General features: G+C 68.8%; 18 protein-coding genes and 1 pseudogene. 11 read left to right on the top strand and 8 right to left on the bottom strand.

The window, feature by feature from the left end:
* Positions 1-219: pseudogene (locus JOY88_RS03800) on the bottom strand (IS5/IS1182 family transposase); the annotation flags it as partial.
* A 429-nt stretch (positions 220-648) separates the two neighbouring features.
* Complete coding sequence (gene icmF / locus JOY88_RS03795) at positions 649-3,939, bottom strand: fused isobutyryl-CoA mutase/GTPase IcmF (protein ID WP_293500483.1); 3,291 nt, start codon at positions 3,937-3,939, stop codon at positions 649-651.
* 145 nt (positions 3,940-4,084) lie between these two features.
* Here icmF and JOY88_RS03790 point away from each other — a divergent pair, with 145 nt between their 5' ends.
* The gene (locus JOY88_RS03790; RefSeq protein ID WP_293500482.1) at positions 4,085-6,073 is read left to right on the top strand and encodes an OPT family oligopeptide transporter; all 1,989 of its coding nucleotides are present in this window, start codon (positions 4,085-4,087) and stop codon (positions 6,071-6,073) included.
* A 155-nt stretch (positions 6,074-6,228) separates the two neighbouring features.
* Here the strand turns inward: JOY88_RS03790 and JOY88_RS03785 are convergent, their stop codons facing one another.
* Positions 6,229-6,906 carry a Bax inhibitor-1/YccA family protein gene (locus JOY88_RS03785; RefSeq protein WP_293500481.1) on the bottom strand — a complete coding sequence of 226 codons (678 nt, stop codon included), beginning with the start codon at positions 6,904-6,906 and terminating at the stop codon, positions 6,229-6,231.
* 105 nt (positions 6,907-7,011) lie between these two features.
* Between JOY88_RS03785 and JOY88_RS03780 the strand changes: the two genes are divergently transcribed.
* The 3 genes from JOY88_RS03780 (at position 7,012) to can (ending at position 9,877) form a co-directional block, all read left to right on the top strand.
* On the top strand, positions 7,012-7,908 hold the full coding sequence (locus tag JOY88_RS03780) for a LysR family transcriptional regulator (protein WP_293500479.1): 897 nt from the start codon (positions 7,012-7,014) through the stop codon (positions 7,906-7,908).
* A gap of 92 nt (positions 7,909-8,000) precedes the next feature.
* Positions 8,001-9,179 carry an isovaleryl-CoA dehydrogenase gene (locus tag JOY88_RS03775; protein ID WP_293500477.1) on the top strand — a complete coding sequence of 393 codons (1,179 nt, stop codon included), beginning with the start codon at positions 8,001-8,003 and terminating at the stop codon, positions 9,177-9,179.
* Positions 9,180-9,202: 23 nt separating this feature from the next.
* Positions 9,203-9,877 carry a carbonate dehydratase gene (gene can / locus JOY88_RS03770; protein ID WP_293500475.1) on the top strand — a complete coding sequence of 225 codons (675 nt, stop codon included), beginning with the start codon at positions 9,203-9,205 and terminating at the stop codon, positions 9,875-9,877.
* Here the strand turns inward: can and JOY88_RS03765 are convergent.
* From JOY88_RS03765 to JOY88_RS03755, 3 genes are all read right to left on the bottom strand, one after another.
* Complete coding sequence (locus JOY88_RS03765) at positions 9,859-10,266, bottom strand: hypothetical protein (RefSeq protein WP_293500474.1); 408 nt, start codon at positions 10,264-10,266, stop codon at positions 9,859-9,861. The genes can and JOY88_RS03765 overlap by 19 nt on opposite strands.
* Before the next feature lie 73 nt (positions 10,267-10,339).
* The gene (locus JOY88_RS03760) at positions 10,340-11,764 is read right to left on the bottom strand and encodes a M16 family metallopeptidase (protein WP_293500473.1); all 1,425 of its coding nucleotides are present in this window, start codon (positions 11,762-11,764) and stop codon (positions 10,340-10,342) included.
* 19 nt (positions 11,765-11,783) lie between these two features.
* Positions 11,784-13,202, bottom strand: coding sequence for a M16 family metallopeptidase (locus JOY88_RS03755; protein WP_293500472.1), 1,419 nt, complete (start codon positions 13,200-13,202; stop codon positions 11,784-11,786).
* A gap of 121 nt (positions 13,203-13,323) precedes the next feature.
* Here JOY88_RS03755 and JOY88_RS03750 point away from each other — a divergent pair, with 121 nt between their 5' ends.
* Both JOY88_RS03750 and JOY88_RS03745 read left to right on the top strand, forming a co-directional pair.
* Positions 13,324-13,566 carry a DUF3297 family protein gene (locus JOY88_RS03750; RefSeq protein ID WP_293500471.1) on the top strand — a complete coding sequence of 81 codons (243 nt, stop codon included), beginning with the start codon at positions 13,324-13,326 and terminating at the stop codon, positions 13,564-13,566.
* A complete protein-coding gene (locus JOY88_RS03745) occupies positions 13,566-14,360 on the top strand; it encodes a substrate-binding periplasmic protein (RefSeq protein WP_293500470.1) in 795 nt (264 codons plus the stop codon). Before JOY88_RS03750 ends, JOY88_RS03745 begins: the two co-directional genes overlap by 1 nt.
* Positions 14,361-14,364: 4 nt before the next feature.
* On the opposite strand, the gene JOY88_RS03740 is transcribed toward JOY88_RS03745, so the two are convergent.
* A complete protein-coding gene (locus tag JOY88_RS03740) occupies positions 14,365-15,705 on the bottom strand; it encodes a cytochrome P450 (RefSeq protein WP_293500468.1) in 1,341 nt (446 codons plus the stop codon).
* Between the two features lie 60 nt (positions 15,706-15,765).
* Here JOY88_RS03740 and JOY88_RS03735 point away from each other — a divergent pair, with 60 nt between their 5' ends.
* The 5 genes from JOY88_RS03735 to JOY88_RS03715 all read left to right on the top strand — a co-directional run bounded on the left by JOY88_RS03735 (position 15,766) and on the right by JOY88_RS03715 (position 20,369).
* Positions 15,766-16,617 (top strand): helix-turn-helix domain-containing protein, encoded by an 852-nt coding sequence (locus tag JOY88_RS03735; protein ID WP_293500466.1) that lies wholly within the window; start codon positions 15,766-15,768, stop codon positions 16,615-16,617.
* Between the two features lie 59 nt (positions 16,618-16,676).
* Complete coding sequence (locus JOY88_RS03730; protein WP_293500464.1) at positions 16,677-17,855, top strand: acetyl-CoA C-acyltransferase; 1,179 nt, start codon at positions 16,677-16,679, stop codon at positions 17,853-17,855.
* 3 nt (positions 17,856-17,858) lie between these two features.
* Positions 17,859-18,491, top strand: coding sequence for a LysE family translocator (locus JOY88_RS03725; protein WP_293500462.1), 633 nt, complete (start codon positions 17,859-17,861; stop codon positions 18,489-18,491).
* A complete protein-coding gene (locus JOY88_RS03720; RefSeq protein WP_293500460.1) occupies positions 18,488-19,153 on the top strand; it encodes an SDR family oxidoreductase in 666 nt (221 codons plus the stop codon). Before JOY88_RS03725 ends, JOY88_RS03720 begins: the two co-directional genes overlap by 4 nt.
* Before the next feature lie 79 nt (positions 19,154-19,232).
* Entirely contained in the window at positions 19,233-20,369 is a 1,137-nt protein-coding gene (locus JOY88_RS03715; protein ID WP_293500458.1) for an acyl-CoA dehydrogenase family protein, read from the top strand.
* Positions 20,370-20,398: 29 nt separating this feature from the next.
* On the opposite strand, the gene JOY88_RS03710 is transcribed toward JOY88_RS03715, so the two are convergent.
* Positions 20,399-20,689 (bottom strand): hypothetical protein, encoded by a 291-nt coding sequence (locus tag JOY88_RS03710; protein ID WP_293500456.1) that lies wholly within the window; start codon positions 20,687-20,689, stop codon positions 20,399-20,401.
* Positions 20,690-21,169 lie beyond the last annotated feature (480 nt).

The following is a 21,169-nucleotide window of genomic DNA, read 5'->3' as shown; positions in this document are numbered from 1 at the left end:
CCAGACCAGCCGGGCCCGGTGCTCCTCGCCCAGCAGCGACTCCAGGTCCGAGGCCCGCAGCTCGATCTGCTTGCGATTGGGTTGCAGCAGCCGCGCCGCGCCTTCGCGCCGAGCCACGGCCCGGGCCTGCGCCGCCGCCCTGAGCTGCTGTTCGTCCACCGCCGCCAGGTCCTCGAACAGACCGGCCGACGCATCACCTTGGTGCCTGGCATCACTCATGCCTCAGCACATGCCAGTTTCGTGCCAGCAAAGGGCGGTGGAGAAAAACTCTCAGGCTCTCAGCCCCAGCCGCCTGCCACCCTGAGCAATGACGAAGCCCTCCCAGGACGCGCCGACGATGAGGTGGCCCTGCAGGGCATCCATGTCGACCAGGCCCAGCACGCATGCACCAGGCCGCTGTTGCGTACAGAGATCTTCAGCGACTTGACGAGGTTGGACAGCACGTGGCCCAGGCGGCGCTGCATCAGCGTGTCCAGGTAGCTCGCCACCGTCATGCGCGTCAGACCGCCGAGCGCCGCGCCGAGCGCCGAAGCGTTGAACTTCTGTCCATGCAGATGGTCATGCGCTCGGCCAGGCGGGCGTGTTCGCGTCGGTCAATCATCCTTGCGTTCTGAGCGTGAGTCGCTCAAATTGCAAGGATGACTCCCATCACATGCTTCGTCGGTACTGCCCGCCCACCTCGAACAGCGCGCCGGTGATCTGGCCGAGCGAGCACACGCGCACGGCGTCCATCAACACTTCGAACACATTGCGGTTTTCGATGACGGCCTGCTGCAGCTTGGCCAGCATCGCGGGCGCCTGGATCTTGTGGCGTTCGTGGAAATCCGCGAGGCGTGTCAGCTGCGACTGTTTCTCATCGTCGGTCGAGCGGGCCAGCTCGATGTGCTCCGGAACCGCCTCGCCGTGCGGGTTGCGGAAGGTGTTCACGCCGATGATGGGGTATTCGCCGGTGTGCTTCAGCATCTCGTAGTGCATCGATTCTTCCTGGATGCGGCCGCGCTGGTAGCCGGTCTCCATCGCGCCCAGCACGCCGCCGCGCTCGCTGATGCGCTCGAACTCGGCCAGCACGGCCTCCTCCACCAACTCGGTCAGCTCGTCGATGATGAAGGCACCCTGCGATGGGTTCTCGTTCTTGGCCAGGCCCCACTCGCGGTTGATGATGAGCTGGATGGCCATCGCGCGGCGCACGCTGTCCTCGGTGGGCGTGGTGATCGCCTCGTCGAAGGCGTTGGTGTGCAGCGAGTTGCAGTTGTCGTAGATCGCGATCAGCGCCTGCAGCGTCGTGCGGATGTCGTTGAACGCAATCTCCTGCGCGTGCAGGCTGCGGCCCGACGTCTGCACGTGGTACTTCAGTTTCTGGCTACGTTCGTTGGCGCCATAGCGGTCGCGCATGGACACGGCCCAGATGCGGCGAGCGACACGGCCCAGCACGGTGTACTCCGGGTCCATGCCGTTGCTGAAGAAGAACGACAGGTTGGGCGCGAAGTCGTCGATGTGCATGCCGCGCGCCAGATACGCCTCCACGAACGTGAAGCCGTTGGAGAGTGTCAGTGCCAGCTGTGAGATCGGGTTCGCGCCGGCCTCGGCGATGTGATAGCCGGAGATGGACACGGAGTAGAAGTTGCGCACGTTGTGGTGCACGAAGTACTCGGCGATGTCGCCCATCACCTTCAGCGAGAACTCGGTCGAGAAGATGCAGGTGTTCTGGCCCTGGTCTTCCTTCAGGATGTCGGCCTGCACCGTGCCGCGCACATTGGCCAACACCCAGTCCTTGATCTTGGCGGCCTCGTCGGCCGTCGGCTCGCGGCCGTTGTCGGCCTTGAACCTTGCGAGGTTCTGGTCGATGGCCGTGTTCATGAACATGGCCAGGATGGACGGCGCCGGGCCGTTGATGGTCATCGACACCGAGGTGCTGGGGTTGCACAGGTCGAAGCCGTCGTAGAGCACCTTCATGTCGTCCAGCGTCGCGATGCTGACGCCGGAGTTGCCGACCTTGCCGTAGATGTCCGGCCGCGGCGCCGGGTCGGCGCCGTACAGCGTGACCGAGTCGAAGGCCGTGGACAGGCGCTTGGCGGGCATGCCCTCACTGACCAGCTTGAAGCGGCGATTGGTGCGGAAGGCGTCGCCTTCGCCCGCAAACATGCGCGTGGGGTCCTCGCCTTCGCGCTTGAAGGCGAACACCCCGGCCGCGTAGGGGAAGCTGCCGGGCACGTTCTCCAGCATCAGCCACTTCAGCAGTTCGCCATGGCACTCGTAGCCGGGCAGCACCACCTTGCGGATCTTGGTGCCGGACAGGCTCTGCGTGACCAGCGCCGTACGGATCTCCTTGTCACGGATCTTCACGACGTACTCGTCACCGGCGTAGGCCTTGACCATGTCGGGCCACTGGGCCAGCAACTGGCGGGCGTCGCCGTCCAGCTTCGCGCGCCGTTGCTCGGCCAGGTCGCCCAGGGCGGTGCGGGCGCCGTTCTTCTCGGGGTTGGCCGCCTCCAGCATCGTGCGGCTGGCCTCCAGCTGCTGGATCTCGCGGGCGAGCGTCGCCTGGCGGCGGGCGCGGGCCTTGTAGGCGCGCACGGTGTCGCTGATGTCGGCCAGGTAGCGCACGCGGGCGGGCGGCACGATGGGGGTCTGGTGGGTGCTGTGGCGCGTGTGGACTGCGGGCAGCCGGCCTTCGCCGAACTCCAGGCCGAGTTCCGCGAGCCGCACCTTGAGCGCCTGGTAGAGCGCCGTCACACCGTCATCGTTGAAGCGGCTGGCCATGGTGCCGAAGACGGGCATGGTGTCCGGGGACTGGCCGAAGGCCTCGCGGTTGCGCTGCACCTGCTTGCTGACGTCGCGCAGCGCATCCAGCGAACCCTTGCGGTCGAACTTGTTGATCGCGACGAACTCGGCGAAGTCCAGCATGTCGATCTTCTCGAGTTGGCTGGCGGCGCCGAACTCGGGAGTCATCACATACATGGGCAGGTCCACCAGCGGCACGATGGCCGCATCGCCCTGGCCGATGCCGGAGGTCTCGACGATGACGAGGTCGAAGCCCGCCACCTTGGCCGCGGCGATGACATCGGGCAGGGCGGGCGAGATTTCGGAGCCGAAGTCGCGCGTTGCCAGCGAGCGCATGAAGACGCGTGCGCCCTGGCCCCACGGCGAGATTGCGTTCATGCGAATGCGATCGCCCAGCAGCGCGCCGCCGCTCTTGCGGCGCGACGGGTCGATGGAGATCAGCGCCACGCGCAGCGCGTCGCCCTGGTCCAGGCGCAGGCGACGGATCAGCTCGTCGGTCAGGCTGGACTTGCCGGCGCCGCCGGTGCCGGTGATGCCAAGCACCGGCGTCTGGATGTCTTTGGCCTGCGCACGCAGTGCATCGACGATGGCCGCGTCGGCCTTGCCGTTCTCCAGCGCCGTCAGAAGCTGGGCCAGCGACCGCCAGGCGGCTTCCGAATGGCCCGTGATGGCCGCCAGGCTTTGCGGTGCGTAGACGCTGAAGTCCTGGTCGGCCTTCATGACCATCTCGCCGATCATGCCTTGCAGGCCCATGCGCTGCCCGTCCTCGGGGCTGAAGATGCGCACGCCATGCTCGGCCAGCTCGCGGATCTCGGCCGGCACGATGACGCCGCCGCCGCCACCGAATACCTGGATGTGCTCGCCGCCGCGCTCCTTCAAGAGCTGCACCATGTACTTGAAGTACTCGACATGGCCGCCCTGATAGGAGCTGATGGCGATGCCCTGCGCATCCTCCTGCAGCGCCGCGGTGACGACCTCGTCCACCGAGCGGTTGTGCCCGAGGTGGATGACCTCGGCGCCCATGCCCTGCAGGATGCGCCGCATGATGTTGATGGCGGCGTCATGCCCGTCGAACAGGCTGGCGGCGGTGACGAAACGGACCTTGTGGGTCGGGCGGTACTCGGCCAGCGCCTTGTAGTCGGCGGCGAGATCGGTCATGGCTGTCTCCTTGCTCGGCGCGATTCTAGGTCGCCAATTGACGTTAACGTCAATTGAAGCCGGTCTAGGGTTATCCGGCGCTGGAGGGCGTGCAAGCTGCCGCGATGATGCGCGCTTCGCCGAATCCGGCCATCTCCATCGTTGCATGAGCACCTCATCGCCCACCCACGCGCCCGAACTGGGCACCGAACTGACCTTGCGCGGCATCGTGCTGGGCATCCTCATCACGCTGGTCTTCACGGCCGCCAACGTCTACTTCGGCCTCAAGGCCGGCCTGACATTCGCGACGTCCATCCCGGCCGCCGTCATTGCCATGGCTCTGCTACGCCGCGCCGCGGGCAACTCCATCGGCGAGACCAACATCGTGCAGACCATCGCATCGTCGGCCGGCACGCTGTCGTCCATCATCTTCGTGCTGCCCGGCCTCGTCATGATCGGATGGTGGACGGGCTTCCCCTACTGGATGTCGACGACGCTGTGCGCGCTGGGCGGCATCCTGGGCGTCATGTATTCCATTCCGCTGCGCCGCGCGCTGGTGACCAACTCGCCGCTGCCCTACCCGGAGGGCGTTGCCTGCGCCGAGGTGCTGAAGGTGGGCCATGCCGGCGGCAGCGGCGAGGCCAACCGCCGGGGGCTGGCCGCCATCATCGCCGGCACCGTCGTGTCGGCCGGCTTCAGCATCGTCGTCGCGACGCAGCTCTTCGCGGCCAACCTGGCCCAGTATTTCCGCCTGCCCGGCGGCGACCGAAACGGCACGGGGGGGGCGACCGGCTATGACCTGAACTTCAGCTTCGCGCTGCTGGCCGTGGGCCATCTGGTGGGTCTGTGGGTGGGCATCGCCATCCTCGTCGGCGCCTGCATCGCCTGGCTGGGCGGCGTGCCCTGGCTGACCCAGGGCGTGGACGGTGCGGCCGAGGCTGTCGCGATGTTCGCGTGGAGCAAGAAAGTGCGCTTCATCGGCGCTGGCTGCATTGCCGTCGCGGCGATCTGGACGCTGGTCAAGCTGGCCAAGCCCGTCGTCGCGGGCTTGCACTCGGCCGCCATGTCGGCGCGCGTGCGCAAGGCCGGCAAGGGCGACACGCTGCCGCGCAACGAGCGCGACATCCCCATCGGCACCGTCGGCCTCGTCACGCTGGCCTGCATGCTGCCCATCGGCTTCATGCTGTCCAGCTTCGCCACCAGCGCGGGCTTGTCCGACCAACTGGGCCTGCTGGTCGTCGGCGGCCTGGTCTACGTCGTGCTGATGAGCTTCTTCGTCGCGGCCGTCTGCGGCTACATGGCGGGCCTGATCGGCTCGTCCAACAGCCCGCTGTCCGGCGTCGGCATCCTGGTCGTCATCGGCGTGTCGCTGCTGCTGGCCATCGTCGTCAAGCCGCTGCTGCCGCCGTCCACCGGCCAGGCGCTGGTGGCCTTCGCGCTGTTCGTGACGGCCGTCGTCTTCGCCGTCGCGACCATCTCCAACGACAACCTGCAGGATCTGAAGACCGGCCAGCTCGTCGACGCGACGCCGTGGCGCCAGCAGCTGGCGCTGATCATCGGTGTCGTCGCCGGCGCCGTCGTCATCCCGCCGGTGCTGGACCTGCTGAACAAGGCCTACGGCTTTGCCGGCATGCCCGGCGCGGACCCGAAGACGGCCCTCGCCGCCCCGCAGGCTGCGCTGATCTCGGCGCTGGCCAAGGGTGTCATCCAGGGCGACCTGAACTGGAACCTGATCGGCATCGGCGCGGCCATCGGCGTCGTCTGCATCGCCGTCGACGAGACGCTGAAGCGCGCCACCGGCGGCCGAGCCCACCTCGCGCCGCTGGCCGTGGGCCTGGGCATCTACCTGCCGATGAACAGCACGCTGATGATCGTCGTCGGTGCCGTGGCCGGCTGGTGGTTCGAGCGCCGCTCCGCGCTGAAGCGCGACCCCGAGGCTACCAAGCAGCTGGGCGTGCTGATGGCCTCCGGGCTGATCGTCGGCGAAGGCCTACTGGGCGTCGTGCTCGCGGCCATCGTCGTCTTCTCGGGCCAGGGCGCGCCGCTGGCACTCGTGGGCGACGGCTTCGCCGCCACCGGCCAGGTGCTGGGCCTGCTGGCCTTCGCCGGCATCGGCGTCGGTCTCTACGCCTGGCTGTTGAAGAAGCAGTCCTGAGCCGAGCCGGCCTGACAGGCCGAGCCCCGGGCCGGCCCGCATGGCGATGCTCGGGGCCCAATGCCGCGAGCATCGTCGTCCCCATGGGGCTGATGCGCCTGCCGGGGAGCTGTGGCGTGGGCCACAGCGAGGTCTGCAAGACCGGCCGAGGGGCCTCAATCGTCCGAGCTCATGAAGCCGAACAGCTGCAGCAGGCTCGTGAATAGGTTGAAGATGGACACGAACAGGCTGACGGTGGCGAGCACGTAGTTCGTCTCGCCGCCGTTCACGATCTGCTGCGTCTCGTACAGGATCAGGCCGGCCGACAGCAGGGCCACGACGGCGGAGACCGTCAGCGCCAGCGCGGGGATCTGGAAGAAGATCGCAGCCAGGCCGGCCAGCATGGCGACGATCATGCCGGCGAACAGGAAGCCGCCCAGCCACGACAGGTCGCGCTTGGTCGTTGTCGCGTAGGCGGACAGCGCCAGGAACACGGCGCCGGTGGCGCCCAGCGCCAGCATGACCGCCTGGCCGCCGGCCGGCAGGGCCAGCGTGCGCGTCAGCAGCGGGCCCAGTGTCCAGCCCATGAAGCCGGTCAACGCGAACACCAGGCCCACGGCGGCGCCGCGGTTCTTCAGCTTGTGGATGCCGAACAGCAGGCCGAAGTAGGCGACCAGCGTCAGGATGATGCCGGGCGAGGGCAGGCTGAAGGCGACCGCCGCCCCGGCGACGGCAGCACTGAACAGCAGCGTCATGGCCAGCAGGGCGTAGGTATTGCGCAGCACGCGATGGGCGCTGCCGCGGTCGAGCGCGGCGCCCTGGGGCAGGGCGATGGCGAGGGGGCGGGTTTGCATGGCAGACCTCCGGTGACAGGAACGAGCGCAGGTTAGAGAGTCAATCCATCAAATAAAAGCAGAGAATAGAGAAGTATTCATTCGGTATAACTTGTTGCGTCTGCCATGAGCCTGAGCTACAGCTACCGCCATCTCTACTACTTTTGGGTTGTCGCCAAAGAGGGCGGGCTGACGCGCGCGGCGGCCAAGCTGGGGCTGTCGGTGCAGACCGTGTCCACGCAGGTACGCGAGCTGGAGCAGGTGCTGGGCGCGGCGCTGCTGAAGCCGGCCGGCCGCGGCCTGGCGCTCACCGACGCGGGTCAGGCGGCGCTTGAGATCGCCGAGCAGATCTTCCAGATCGGCGAGACGCTGCCCGAGCGCGTGCGCGACGCCGCGACCACGCCGGCCGTGCGGCTGGTGGTGGGCATCTCCGACGGTCTGCCCAAGCTCGTCGTGCAGCGACTGCTGCAGCCCATCATCGACACGCCCCACCTGCGCCTGCTGTGCCACGAGGACGAGTTCGACGATCTGCTGGGCGACCTGGCGTTGCACCGGTTGGACGTCGTGCTGGCAGACCGGCCGGCGCCGCCCAACCCCAACCTGCGTGTCTACAGCCATGCGCTGGGCAGCTCGCCCATGGCCTGGTTCGCGAGTCCGCATTGGGCAGATGCGGCAGCTCGTGACTTCCCGGCCTCGCTGGCCGACGTGCCGCTGCTGCTCCCCACGGCGCATGCCGCGGTGCGGCCGCGGCTGGACCAGTGGCTGGAGCGCCATGGCGTGCGCGGCCGCATCGCCGGCGAGTTCGAGGACAGCGCGCTGCTGGCGACCTTCGGCGCCGCCGGCATGGGCGCGTTCCCGGCGGCGGCGCTGATGAGCGACAAGCTGGTCGAGCGCGACGGCCTGGTGCGCGTGGGCGACTGCGATGGCGTGGACGAGGCCTTCTTCGCCATAGGCACCGACAAGAAGATCGCCCATCCGCTGGTGCGGCGGCTGCTGCCGGCTACTGGCCGCAACGACGGCTGACGGGGGCTGTCTCGGGCCGCTTGCTACAGTTGACGTTTACGTCAATCAAGAGCGCCCGCGCATCGAGCCGTCGGGCCGACAGGAGACCCTCCATGAATCTGCCCGGCCTGAACTTCCAGCTCGGCGACGACATCGATGCACTGCGCGACGCGGTGCGTGCCTTTGCCGACGAGGAGATCGCCCCGCGTGCGGCCGAGATCGACCGCAGCGACCAGTTCCCGATGGACCTGTGGCGCAAGATGGGCGAGCTGGGCGTGCTGGGCATCACCGTGCCCGAGCAGTACGGTGGCGCGGACATGGGCTATCTGGCCCACATGATCGCCATGGAGGAGATCAGCCGCGCGAGCGCCTCGGTGGGTCTCTCCTACGGCGCGCACAGCAACCTGTGCGTCAACCAGATCAAGCGCAACGGCAACGACGCGCAGCGCGCCAAGTACCTGCCCAAGCTCATCAGCGGCGAGCATGTCGGTGCGCTGGCGATGAGCGAGCCCGGCGCGGGCTCGGACGTCCTCAGCATGAAGCTCAAGGCCCAGGACAAGGGCGGCTACTACCTGCTGAACGGCAACAAGATGTGGATCACCAATGGTCCCGACGCCGATACCCTGGTGGTCTACGCCAAGACCGAGCCCGAGCTGGGCGCGCGCGGCGTGACGGCCTTCCTCATCGAGAAGGGCATGAATGGTTTCAGCATCGCGCAGAAGCTCGACAAGCTGGGCATGCGCGGCTCGCACACCGGCGAGCTGGTGTTCCAGGACGTCGAGGTGCCGGCCGAGAACGTGCTGGGCGCCGTGAACGGTGGCGCCAAGGTGCTGATGTCGGGCCTGGACTACGAACGCGCCGTGCTGACCGGCGGGCCGCTGGGCATCATGCAAAGCGTGATGGACAACGTCGTGCCCTATATCCACGACCGCAAGCAGTTCGGCCAGAGCATCGGCGAGTTCCAGCTCATCCAGGGCAAGGTGGCCGACATGTACACCGTGCTGCAGGCCGCGCGCTCGTTCGCCTACACCGTGGCCAAGAACCTCGACCTGCTGGGCGCCGAACACGTGCGCCAGGTGCGCAAGGACTGCGCCTCGGTCATCCTGTGGACGGCCGAGAAGGCCACCTGGATGGCCGGCGAGGGCGTGCAGATCTTCGGCGGCAACGGCTACATCAACGAGTACCCGCTGGGCCGGCTGTGGCGCGATGCCAAGCTCTACGAGATCGGCGCGGGCACCAGCGAGATCCGCCGCATGTTGATCGGCCGCGAGCTGTTTGCCGAGACCATGTAATCCACCATTGCGACAATCCGGGTATGACGACGAACACCAACGAACTGCAGGACCTGCTCGACAACAACAAGCGCTGGGCCGCGGAGACCGAGGGCCAGTCGCCCGGCTTCTTCTCGCGCCTGCTCAAGCAGCAGACGCCGCAATACCTTTGGATAGGCTGCGCCGACAGCCGCGTGCCGGCCAACGAGCTCGTCGACCTGCTGCCGGGCGAGCTGTTCGTGCACCGCAACGTCGCCAACGTCGTCGTGCACTCGGACCTGAACTGCCTGTCCGTCATGCAGTTCGCCGTCGACCAGCTCAAGGTGCGCCACATCATCATCGTGGGCCACAGCAACTGCGGCGGCGTGCGCGCGGCGCTCTACGACATCCGCGTCGGCCTGGCCGACAACTGGATCCGCCATGTGCAGGACGTGCGCAACGACCATCAGGCCTGGCTGGAAAGCTTGCCCGAGGCGCGGCGCGTCGACGCGCTGTGCGAACTGAACGTGCTGGAGCAGGCGCGCAACGCCTGCCGGACGACGGTGGTCCAGGACGCCTGGACGCGCGGCCAGGAGATCGTCGTGCATGGCTGGGTCTATGGCCTGCACAACGGCCTGCTGGATGACCTGCACATCACGGCGGCCCAGGCCGAGGACGTCGAGCCCGCCTACCGGCGCGCGCTGGACGGCGTCAAGGCGCGCTATGGCGTGGCCGGCTGAGGGCTGCTGCTTCCGCCAGCCGGCGCCGAAGCGGTCCCCTGGCGCAGGTCGAAGCTGAAGTCCTCCTCGAACACGTGATCGCCCGGCGGGCACTTGGCGTCTCTGAGCATGAGTTGAATGCTCATCACCAGGCCGCGCTGCGCCCGTCGCTCCACGCCGCCCGTCAGGGGCGTGACTTCCAGCTGCACCATGCGACCATCCTTCACGGTGTACCGCGCGCGATACGCCGCGATGCCGCGCCAGTCCACCACCGGGATCTGAGGCGGGGCTGCCTGGCAGGCCTCGGGGCGGACCGCTGGCGGCGCGGCATCCGGCGCCAACTGCGCCAATACCGGCGGGCCCAGCAGCAGCAGGCCCAGGGGCGCCAGGGCAGGGCTCACTCGTCTCATGGAGAGTTCCTCCATAGGGATCCGATACCGAGGCCGGCATCGACGCGACGGCGCGCATGCCGGCCGGGTGGCTTCAGGGCTTGTAGACCTTGAACTCCCCGAAGGCCTTCAGTTGCTCGCCGATCTTTTCCGGGTCGCCGACGACCACCCAGCTCTGCTCGTCGGGGTTGAAGTACTTCCTGCCCATGGCCTGAACCTCGGCGGCGCTGACCTTCTGCAGCGCCGGCACGAACTTGCCGAGGAAGTCGGCCGGCAGACCCACCATCCAGTTGCCCGCCAGCTGGCGCGCCACCGAACCCTGCAGCTGCGTGCTGATCAGGTAGCTGCCGGCCATGTAGCGCTTGTTCATCGCCATCTCGGCCTCTGGAACCGGCTCGGTGCCGATGCGGCGGTACTCGTTGACGTACTCGGTGATGGACGCGCCCGTCACCTCGTTGCGCACGTCGGCGCCACCGGTGATGGCGCCGCCCACGCGCCACGAGACGGCACCGGCGCGGGCACCATAGGTGTAGCCCTTCTCCTCGCGCAGGTTCTGGTTGATGCGGCTGGAGAAGCCGGTTCCCAGGATGGTGCCCGTCAGGCGCAACGCGACCTGCTCGCTGTTGCTGGCGGCCATGCCGGGGCGGCCCAGGCGCAGCGTGGACTGCACGCTGCCGGGGCGCTCCAGCAGCAGGTGCTGCACGGGCATGGTGGCGGGCGGCGCGGCGAGGTCGGTCGCAGCCTCGCCGGTGGCCTGCCAGTCGCCAAAGGCCTCGCGGGCGAGCTTCATTGCCTCGGCCGCGGATATGCGGCCGGTGATGACCAGCAGCGCATGGTCGGGCCGGAAGCGGCGTGCATGTTCGGCGCGCAGGCTCTCGGCGGTCAGGCCGTTGATGGCGGCCTCGGTTTCCTGCGTGCGGCCGTAGGCATGGCTGCCGTAGATGGCGCCGTCCAGCGCCTTGGCGGCGCGGAAGCCGGGCTGCGCGCTGCTGGACTTCAGGCCCTGCAGCGCGTTGGTCTTGGCGAGTTGCACCTCGTTGTCGGGGAAGGCCGGCTTGCGCGCCACGTCGGCCAGCAGCCGGGCCATCTCGCCGGCATGCGAGGCCAGCGCGTACGCCGACAGGCTGATGCCGTCGTTGCTCGCGCCGGCGGACAGCCCGCCGCCCATGGCCTGGGCGGCCTCGGCGATCTGCTTGGAGCTGAGTCGGGCGGTGCCGCCGGACAGCAGCCCGGCCAGCAGCTTGGCGCGGCCCGGTTCGTCGGGCGCGTCGGCACCGAAGCCGGCGCCGCGCACGGCGAGCACGAAGTCCACGCGCGGGATGCCGGTGCGCGGCACCACCCAGACCTGCAGCCCGTTGGGCAGCGTCTGCTGGGTGATCTTGGGCACGGTCAGCGGCTTGTCCTGGCCGAACGGCGGCAGCTCCTTGGGCAGGGTCACGGTGGCGGCGTGGGCGGCGCCAGCCAGCGCGCAGGCGGCAGCGACCAGGGCCAGGCGGAAGGAGGAGGTAGAGGTTGTCATCGTCATCGGTCCTTCGGCATCAGGGCTTGGCGGCGGGCTGGGAGGCCGCCGGCACGGCCAGCATCGCGGCCGGCTTGCGGTCGATGACCGAGCGGTTGGCGCTGGTCAGGTAGGTGGCAGCCACGCGTTGCACGTCGGCCGAGGTCACGGCGTCAATCCAGACCGGCACCTGGTTGACGACGTTGGCGTCGCCCCACAGCGCCTGCAGCTTGGCGAGGCGGTCGGCGCGGCGCAGGAACATCTCCAGGTCGTTGTACCAGTCGGCCAGCAGTGCGGTCTTGAGGTGCTTCAGCTCGGTGTCGCTGACGCCTTCCTTGACGATGCGGGCGATCTCCTCGTCCATCGCGGCGAGCAGCGCGTCGGCCGTCGTCGTCGGCTTGTACAGCGAGTAGACGGTGAAGAGGCTCGGGCCGTCGTACTCCCAGATGCCGGTCAGTCCGTAGAACGAGTCCAGGTTGAGCGCCAGCTCGCGGCCCTTGACGAGGCCCTGGTACAGGCGCGATGCGTCGCCGCCGCCCAGCAGCTGGCCCAGCACGGCGAACGGGGCCTGGTCACGGCTGCCCCGGCCGGGCAGCTTCCACGCGGCGGCGATGGCGGGCACCTGGGCCAGCTTGTCGGGTTGGGTCAGGCGGCGCTCCTTGGTGTTCAGGCCCTCGCTGAAGTCGCTGGGCTTGGGCGTCGGGCGCGCGGCGATCTTGCCGAAGTACTTCTCGGCCAGCGCGAAGCCCTGGGCCGGCGTCACGTCGCCGGCGATGGACAGCACCGCGTTGTTGGGGCCGTAGAAGTCACGGTGGAAGGCGCGCACGTCGTCCAGGTTGGCGTTCTCCAGGTCGACGAAGCTGCCATAGCCGTCGTGGGCGTTCTCCCACTTGTCGAAGGCCAGGGCCGAGATGTCCAGCCACATGAAGCCGCCATAGGGCTGGTTCTGCACGTTGACGCGGATCTCCTCCTTCACCACGTCCTGCTGGTTCTTCAGCGTCGCGGGGTTGAAGTCCAGCGTGGTCATGCGGTCGGCCTCCAGCCACAGCATGGACTCCAGCGACGACGACGGGGCGGTCTCGATGTAGTTCGTGAAGTCGGGGCGGGTGGAGCCGTTGTTGTTGCCGCCGCCGGAGGTGATGACCTTGTCGAACACGCCCTTGGGCGCCTTGGGCGTGCCCTGGAACATCAGGTGCTCGAACAGGTGGGCGAAGCCGGTACGGTTCCGGGGCTCCAGTCGCATGCCCACCTTGTAGACGACGCTGATGCCCACGGTCGGGCTGCTGGCGTCGGGCGAGACGACGACGGTCAGCCCGTTGGCGAGGGTCTTCACGTGCACGGGAATCTGCCAGCGGTCGGCCGACGTGGCGGCGTCCGCGAGGGTGGCGGTCAGGGCGAGGCCGGCGGCGGCCAGCATTCCCAGCGCCTTCAGCGTCGTTCGGCGGGTGGTCTTCAACATGGGTTCTCCAGGATGGGATCGCTGCGCAGTGTCGTGCCTCGGATCGAGGGTGCCGCTTGGCATGGCGGGTTAACCCGGCGCCGCGACGACAATCACGGCTGCAAATCTTCGCCCGTCCACCATGACCGATATCCGTCCCGACCTGCCCGACCACCTCAGCGTGGACCCGCGCAGCCCCCACCACGTCGCCGCCGTGTTCGAACACGACATCGGCATCCGCTTCAACGGCAAGGAGCGCCACGACGTCGAGGAGTACTGCATCAGCGAAGGCTGGATCAAGGTGCCCGCCGGCAAGACGCTGGACCGCAAGGGCCGGCCGCTGTGCATCAAGCTCAAGGGCGTGGTCGAGGCCTTCTACCGCTGATGCGGGCCTTGCTGGGCGCCCTGCTGCTGGCGGTGGCCAGCCTGCCGGCCCTGGCCGCGCCCTGTCCGAAGACGCTGCGCATCGGCTTCGGTGACGTGCCGCTGCCGCCCATGCTGCTTGGCAACGGCACGGGATTCGAGGATCCGCCAGGCTGGGCAGTGCAGGTCGCGCGTGACACGCTGCGACGGCTGGGCTGCCAGGCCGAGATGGTGCGTCTGCCCGGGCGGCGCCTGCTGCGCGGCCTGGAGAGTGGCGAGCTGGACTTCGCTCTGTTCTTCAGCCCTACGGCCGAGCGCCTGCGCAGCATGCGCTTCCCCGTCGACGCGGCCGACCGTGCGGACGCTGCCTGGGCGCCCGTCCTCGGCCACCTGGCCTTGTACGGCCTGACGGGCAGTCCGGCGCTCAAGTCCTGGGACGGCCGCACGCCAGCGGCCGGCGTGCGGGTGGGCGTGGTGGCGGGTTCCGCACAGGAGGTGCTGGCACGCGACCGGCGCTGGGCCGTCGAGCCAGCGAGTTCCTACGAAACCAGTGTGCTGGCCCTGCGCGCACGCCGCTTCGAGCTGCTGCTGAGCCCGCGCGAGTCCCTGCCGGCGGCGCAGTTGAGCGGCGAGGATGCCCTGGTCGAGCTGGCGCCGCTGGTCGAGCGGCTGCCGTACTTCGCGCCGGCCAGCCGTACGGTACAGGCGCAGCATCCGGGCTTCGTGACCGATTTCTGGCGCGAGCTCTGCCATGCCACACGTCGCCGTGCGCCCGAGGCCCGCGGCCAGGACTGCGGTAGCCGGCCGTCGCATTAGCGCGCTAGGGCCGTGCCGTCAGGCGCAGCCGCAGGCCGTGCGCCGGCCGCAGCGTGACACCCATGCGCGGCAGCGGCGGCTCGGCTCCGGCCAGCGTGAAGCGCTGCAGTACCAGCGCCGCTATCAGCATCATCTCCAGCATCGCGAAGTGTTGGCCCAGGCAGACTCGCGGCCCAAGGCCGAAGGGGATGTAGGCGCCGCGCGGAATCTCGGCCGCTCCGGGCATGAAGCGCTCGGGGCGGAAGGCCTGCGGCTCTTGCCACCAGCGCGGGTCGCGGTGAAGCTGCCAGGGCGTCACGCGCACCAGCGTGCGGGCCGGCAGGCGCACTCCGCCCAGCGTGATCTCGCGCGTCAGCCGGCGCGTCATCAGCGCAGCCACCGGTGGGTATAGCCGCATTGCCTCCTTCAGCGTGGCCGTCAGGAACGGCAGCGAGTCCACGTGCGCTGCAGTGGGCGTGTGGCCGGCCAGTTGGGTGTCGACCTCCGCCCTTGCGCGGGCCTGCACCTCGGGATTGGCCGCCAGCAGCGCGCTCCACCACAGCAGGGCCGTCGCGCTGGTCTCGTGGCCGGCCTGGAAGCTGACCATGCACTGGTCGTACACCTCCTGCGCCGATAGCGCCTCGCCCGTGGCCTCGTCGCGCAGTGCCTTCAGCATGCTGAGCAGGTCCGGGTGCGCGCCGGTCGACGGCAGGTGGCCCTGGATGCGTGCCGCCAGCAGCCCGTGCAGCAGCCGCTGCGCGCGTCGCTTGGCGGCCTTGCCTGGCAGCGGCAGCCAGTCCGGCAGTGTCATGGGCCAGAACATCTCGGCCAGCGCCGTTGCGCTGAGTACTTGCACGGCATCTGCCGCCGCGGCGGTGTCGTCGCCTATGGGCGAGCTGAACAGCGTGCGCGAGATCACGTCCATGGTCAGGTGGCTGTAGAGGTGGTCCAGCACCACCTCGCCCGGCGTCACGCGGTCCAGCCCGGCCATGGCCGCCTCGGCCATCAGCGCGGCATAGCTGGCCACGCGCTTGGGCGTGAAGGCCTGCATCAGCATGCGGCGCTGGCGCTGCCAGGTGGCGCCCTCGGTGACCAGTACGGACTGCCCCATCAGCCCGGCGAACACTTCGGGGCCGCGCTCCCAGCGCTGCAGCGCGTCAGCGTGCTCCACCATCAGCGCGCGCAGCAGCTCGGGGTCGAACACGTCGACGATGCGCTCTCCCAGGATGCGCTGGCGCACCAGATCACCGTGGCGCTGCTGCCGGACGATGCCGGCCAGGTAGTCGCGCCGCAGAGCGAACAGCGTGGGGAGGCCCAGCCAACGCGTGGTCGGGCCTGGCAGGTCGTTCCAGGTCAGTTGTGTCATGGCTCGCATGGTCGGTGCGGCGGCACGGGCCGGTCTTGAACGAATGCGACACTGGCCCGCATGCACCAGCCTTCCGCCCGTCTCTGGCTGCCGCCGCTGTCGTTGGCCGGCTGCCTGCGCGGCGTGCTGCTGCGCGATACCCGCGGCCTGGGTCTGCAGGGGCCGGCGCTGGACAGCTACCTGCCGGCTACGCCGCTGATGTCGCTGTACGTGTTGGCCCGCAACGATGCTCAGTGGCTGGCCACGCCCGGGTTCTCGGTGCCGCCGCCGGGCTATTCGCCGGCGCCGCTGCTGCTGGCTGGGCCCTTCACCCAGCCCACCCATATGCGCAGCCGTGGTGAGGAGCGCTGCCTGGTGCTGCTGTTCCTGCCCGACGCGCTGCGCGCGCTGACCGGCATCGACCCGGCCTCCTGGCGCAACCTGGCGGGCGACGCCGGCCCGGTCCTGCCGGTCGAGTGGCGCGACTGGGCCGGGTCGCTGAGCCGCATGGACAGCGAAGCGGCGCAGCTGGCCGCCATCGAGGCCTTCTTGCAGCCGCGCTGGCAGGCGCTGGGTGCCCAACGGCCCAGCGGCCGCTACGCCGACTGGACCGAGGCCCTGGCCATGCGCGCGGCCACCAGCGCGGCAGGCCGCAGCCTGCGCCAGCTGGAGCGGCGCATCAAGGCCTGGGCGGGCCTGCCGATGCGCGAGCTGCGCGCGGTGTCGCGCGCCGAGGCCGCCTTCTATGCGGTGGCCGCAGCGGAAGACCGCCCGGGCTTCAGCTGGGCTCACATCGCTGCCCAGGCCGACTACGCCGACCAGAGTCATCTGTGCCGCGAGACGCGTCGGCTCACCGGCTTCAGCCCCGAGGAGCTGCGCCGCCGCATCGCGACGGACGAGGCCTTCTGGGCCTACAGGCTTTGGCGCGGTTGACGTGAACGTCAACCAAAAGGCCGACAATGCCGGCATCCCGTTCATTTCAGGAGCCCTTCATGTCCGACCCCATCGTCATCGTTTCCGCTGCCCGTACTCCCATCGGCGGCTTGCTGGGTGATTTCGCCGGCCTGGCCGGCTGGGAGCTGGGCGCCATCGCGATCAAGGCGGCCGTGGAGCGTGCCGGCGTGCCGGGCGATGCCGTCGACGAGGTGCTGATGGGCAACTGCCTGATGGCCGGCCAGGGTCAGGCGCCTGCGCGCCAGGCGGTGCGCAAGGCCGGCTTGCCGGACTCCGCCGGTGCCGTCACGCTGAGCAAGATGTGTGGCTCGGGCATGCGCACGATGATGTTCGCACACGACATGCTGGCGGCCGGTTCGGCGGAGGTCATGGTGGCCGGCGGCATGGAGAGCATGACCAATGCGCCTCACCTGATGTTCGCGCGCAAGGGCATCAAGTACGGCGCGAGCGCCGTCTATGACCACATGGCGCTGGACGGCCTGGAAGACGCCTATGAGCGCGGCAAGGCCATGGGCGTGTTCGCCGAGCAATGCGTGGCCAAGTACGCCTTCAGCCGCGAGGCCATGGACCAGTACGCGATCTCGTCCACCCAGCGCGCCAAGGCCGCCAACGAAAGCGGTGCCTTCGACTGGGAGATGGCGCCCGTGACGCTGTCCGGCCCCAAGGGCGACACCGTCGTCAAGTTCGACGAGCAGCCCTTCAAGGCCAAGCTCGACAAGATCCCGACGCTCAAGCCCGCCTTCAAGAAGGACGGCGCGATCACGGCCGCCACCTCGTCCAGCATCTCCGACGGCGCCGCGGCCCTGGTGCTGATGCGCGCGAGCACGGCCAAGGCGCGCGGCCTGCAGCCCATCGCCCGTATCGTCAGCCATGCGGTGCACGCTCAGGCGCCCGACTGGTTCACGACCGCCCCGGTGGGCGCGATTCAGAAGGCGCTGGCCAAGGCCGGCTGGCAAGCCGGCGACGTGGACCTGTGGGAGGTCAACGAGGCCTTCGCCGCCGTCACGATGGCCGCGATGGCCGAGTTCAAGCTGCCGCACGACATCGTCAACGTGCATGGCGGCGCCGTGGCGCTGGGCCACCCCATCGGCGCCAGCGGCGCGCGCATTGTCGTCACGCTGCTGGGCGCGCTGCGGAAGCGCGGTCTGAAGAAGGGCATGGCCGCGCTGTGCATCGGTGGCGGCGAGGCGACCGCGCTGGCCGTCGAGCTGCTCTAAGCCATGCCGCTGGGCGTCCACGACCTCGGGCTGTTTGCCGCGACGGTGTTCGTGCTGAACGCGACGCCCGGCGTGGACATGGCCTACACGGTCGCCAGCACGCTGCGCGGCGGCTGGCGCCAGGGCCTGGCGGCGGCGCTGGGCATCATGGCCGGCTGCGTGCTGCACACGCTGGCGGCGGCCTTCGGCCTCGCGGCGCTGCTGGCCACATCGGCCGAGGCCTTCACGCTTGTCAAGCTCGTGGGCGCGGCCTATCTGCTCTACGTGGCATGGGGCATGGCACGGGCGGGGCTGAGGCCGCCGCCCGCTGCCGCGGAGGTCACAGCCCCGTTGTCGCTGTGGCGCACCGCGCGTCAGGGCTTCTTCACGAATGCGCTCAACCCCAAGGTCGCGCTGTTCTTCCTCGCGCTGCTGCCGCAGTTCATCGATGCTGCCGCCCCGAGCAAGACGCTGGCCTTCCTGGTCCTGGGCGCGTGGTTCATCGCGCAGGGGCTGCTCTTCCTGCTGGCGCTGATCGCCCTCGTCGCGCCGCTGCGCCGCAGCCAGCCGCGACCCTGGGTGGGCCGCAGCCTCCATCTCGGCGGCGCCGGGCTGTTCACTTTGCTGGCCGCGAAGCTGGCCCTCACCAAACCATGAATGTCCTCATCATCGGTGCCTCGCGGGGCCTCGGGCTCGAATTCGTCCGCCAGTACCGCGCCGCCGGTGCGCGCATCACGGCCACGGCACGCGACGAGGCCGCACTGGAGCGCCTGCGCGCGCACGGCGCCCGCGCGCTGAAGCTGGACGTGGCGGACATGGCCAGCGTGTCCGGCCTGGCCTGGCAGATCGATGGCGAGGCCTTCGACGTCGTCGTCATCAATGCCGGTGTCTACGGCCCCGCCACGGCCGGCCTGGAGACGCCGACGGCGGCCGACTTCGATGCCGTCATGCACACCAATGTGCTGGGCCCGATGCGCGTGCTGCCGCAGATCGGCGAGGCACTGGCGACCGGCGCGCGGGTGGCCATCATCTCGTCCAAGATGGGCTCCATCGGCCTGCGCGCCGGCACCAGTGGCTGGCTCTACCGCGCGTCCAAGGCGGCCGTGAACTCGGTGATGAAGGACGCGTCGCTGGCCCTCGCTGGCAAGGCCATCGTCGTCAGCTTCCACCCAGGCTGGGTGCGCACCGACATGGGTGGCGCAGGTGCTGACATCGACGCGACGACCAGCATCGCCGGCATGCGCACTGTGCTGGCCAGCGTGAAGCCGGCGGACACGGGCAGCTTCTTCAACTACGCCGGGCAGCGCCTGGCCTGGTGATCTGCCGCCAGCGCGGCGATACGGCGCCAGGGGCATTCGACAATGGCGCCATCCCAACGTTTGTCGGAAAGCGCCACCCATGCTCCTCCCCGAAGACCACCTCGCCGTGCAGGACGCCATCCGCGCCTTTGTGCAGGCCGAGATCGCCCCCCATGCCGCCGCCTGGGACAAGAACCATCATTTCCCCGCCGAGCAACTGAAGGGCCTGGCCGCCCTGGGCTGCTATGGCGTGGCCGTGCCAACCGAATGGGACGGTGCGGGCCTGGACTACCTGGCGCTTTCGGTCATCCTGGAGGAGATTGCGGCTGGCGACGGCGGCACCAGCACGGTGGTCAGCGTCAACAACTGCCCGGTCTGCTCCATCCTGATGGCCTTCGCCAGCGATGCGCAGAAGGAACGCTTCCTGAAGCCGCTGGCGCGTGGCGACATGCTGGGTGCCTTCTGCCTGACCGAGCCCCACGTGGGCTCCGAGGCCGGCGGCCTGCGCACGACGGCGGTGCGCGATGGGGACGACTATGTGCTCAACGGCGTCAAGCAGTTCATCACCAGCGGCAAGCAGGGCGACGTGGCCATCGTCATGGCGGTGACCGACAAGGCCGCCGGCAAGAGGGGCATCAGTGCCTTCGTCGTGCCGACGAGCACCCCTGGCTACCAGGTTGCACGCATCGAGGAAAAGATGGGCCAGCACAGCAGCGACACGGCCCAGATCCTGTTCGAGAACTGCCGCGTGCCGGCCGCCAACCGGCTGGGCGACGAGGGCCAGGGCCTGAAGATCGCTCTGTCGGGCCTGGAGGGCGGGCGCATCGGCATCGCATCGCAGAGCGTGGGCATGGCACGCGCGGCGTTCGAGGCAGCGCTGCGCTACAGCCGTGACCGCGTTACCTTCGGCCAGCCCATCTTCGAGCACCAGGCCGTGCAGTTCAAGTTGGCCGAAATGGCCACGCAGATCGAGGCCGCGCGCCAGCTGATCTGGCATGCCGCCAGCCTGAAGGACGCCGGCCGGCCGTGCCTGAAGGAGGCGGCCATGGCCAAGCTGTTCGCCAGCGAAATGGCCGAGCGCGTCTGCTCCGAGGCCATCCAGATCCACGGCGGCTACGGCTACCTCAGTGACTTCCCTGTCGAGCGCATCTACCGCGACGTGCGCGTGACGCAGATCTACGAGGGCACGAGCGAGGTGCAGAAGATCCTGATCGGGCGGGCGCTGGCGGCGGGCTGAACCGCCGCGGCCTCCGCCCGGCCGCGCGGCTACTTCAGCATCATCTCGCGGATCAGTTCGCTGCCCAGCACCTCGCGCAGCGAGCCGCGCTCAGCCGTGGCCTTGTTCTGCGCGGACATGCTGCCCATCACCTTGGCGGCGACTGCCTCGCTCTCATCGATCCTGTCCAGCGCTGCCATGTTGGGGAAGGTGATGGTCAGGATGAGGTCGGGCTCGTTCGGGTGCCGGGGTTGAGCGGAGAAGATGCGGTAGCCCACGATGAGGCCGGCCTTCATGTTGGCCTCCATCAGCGGCCGGTAGGAGGTGGCCAGCCACTGCATGTAGTCGTCGAAGCGGCCGGGCTTGGTCCGGATTAGGACACCTCGACCACCTGCCCCTCCTTGTAGGGCTTGGCCTCTTGTGCCTGGATCAGTGGTGTCGTGCAGACCAACGTGAGCGCGAGCAGGCCGGCAGAGAGCTTCTTCATGGGATCCTTGTATGGATGCCTCCCGGCGATAGGCATTAACCCGCATCGTGTCGTGAAGAAGTCGGCTGCTGCCTTGTATCCGGCCTTGTATGGATGCCTCCCGGCGATAGGCATTAACCCGCATCGTGTCGTGAAGAAGTCGGCTGCTGCCTTGTATCCGGCCTTGTGCGTGGATTTGCCAAGTTGCCCCGGCTGGCCCACTGGCCCCGATGTACTCCGCTGACAAGCGCCTCATCTCCTAGACGGACTGTTGAAGTCCATGAGCCCATGCAGGTTTGGCTTGTCTCGGTCTGACCTGTTTCACATCACTTTGCTTCGTGCTGCCTGATCGCCT

Origin of the sequence: Roseateles sp. (assembly GCF_019237615.1) — a bacterium.
Lineage (GTDB): Bacteria > Pseudomonadota > Gammaproteobacteria > Burkholderiales > Burkholderiaceae_C > Pelomonas.
This window is presented reverse-complemented; position numbering and strand designations above follow the sequence as displayed.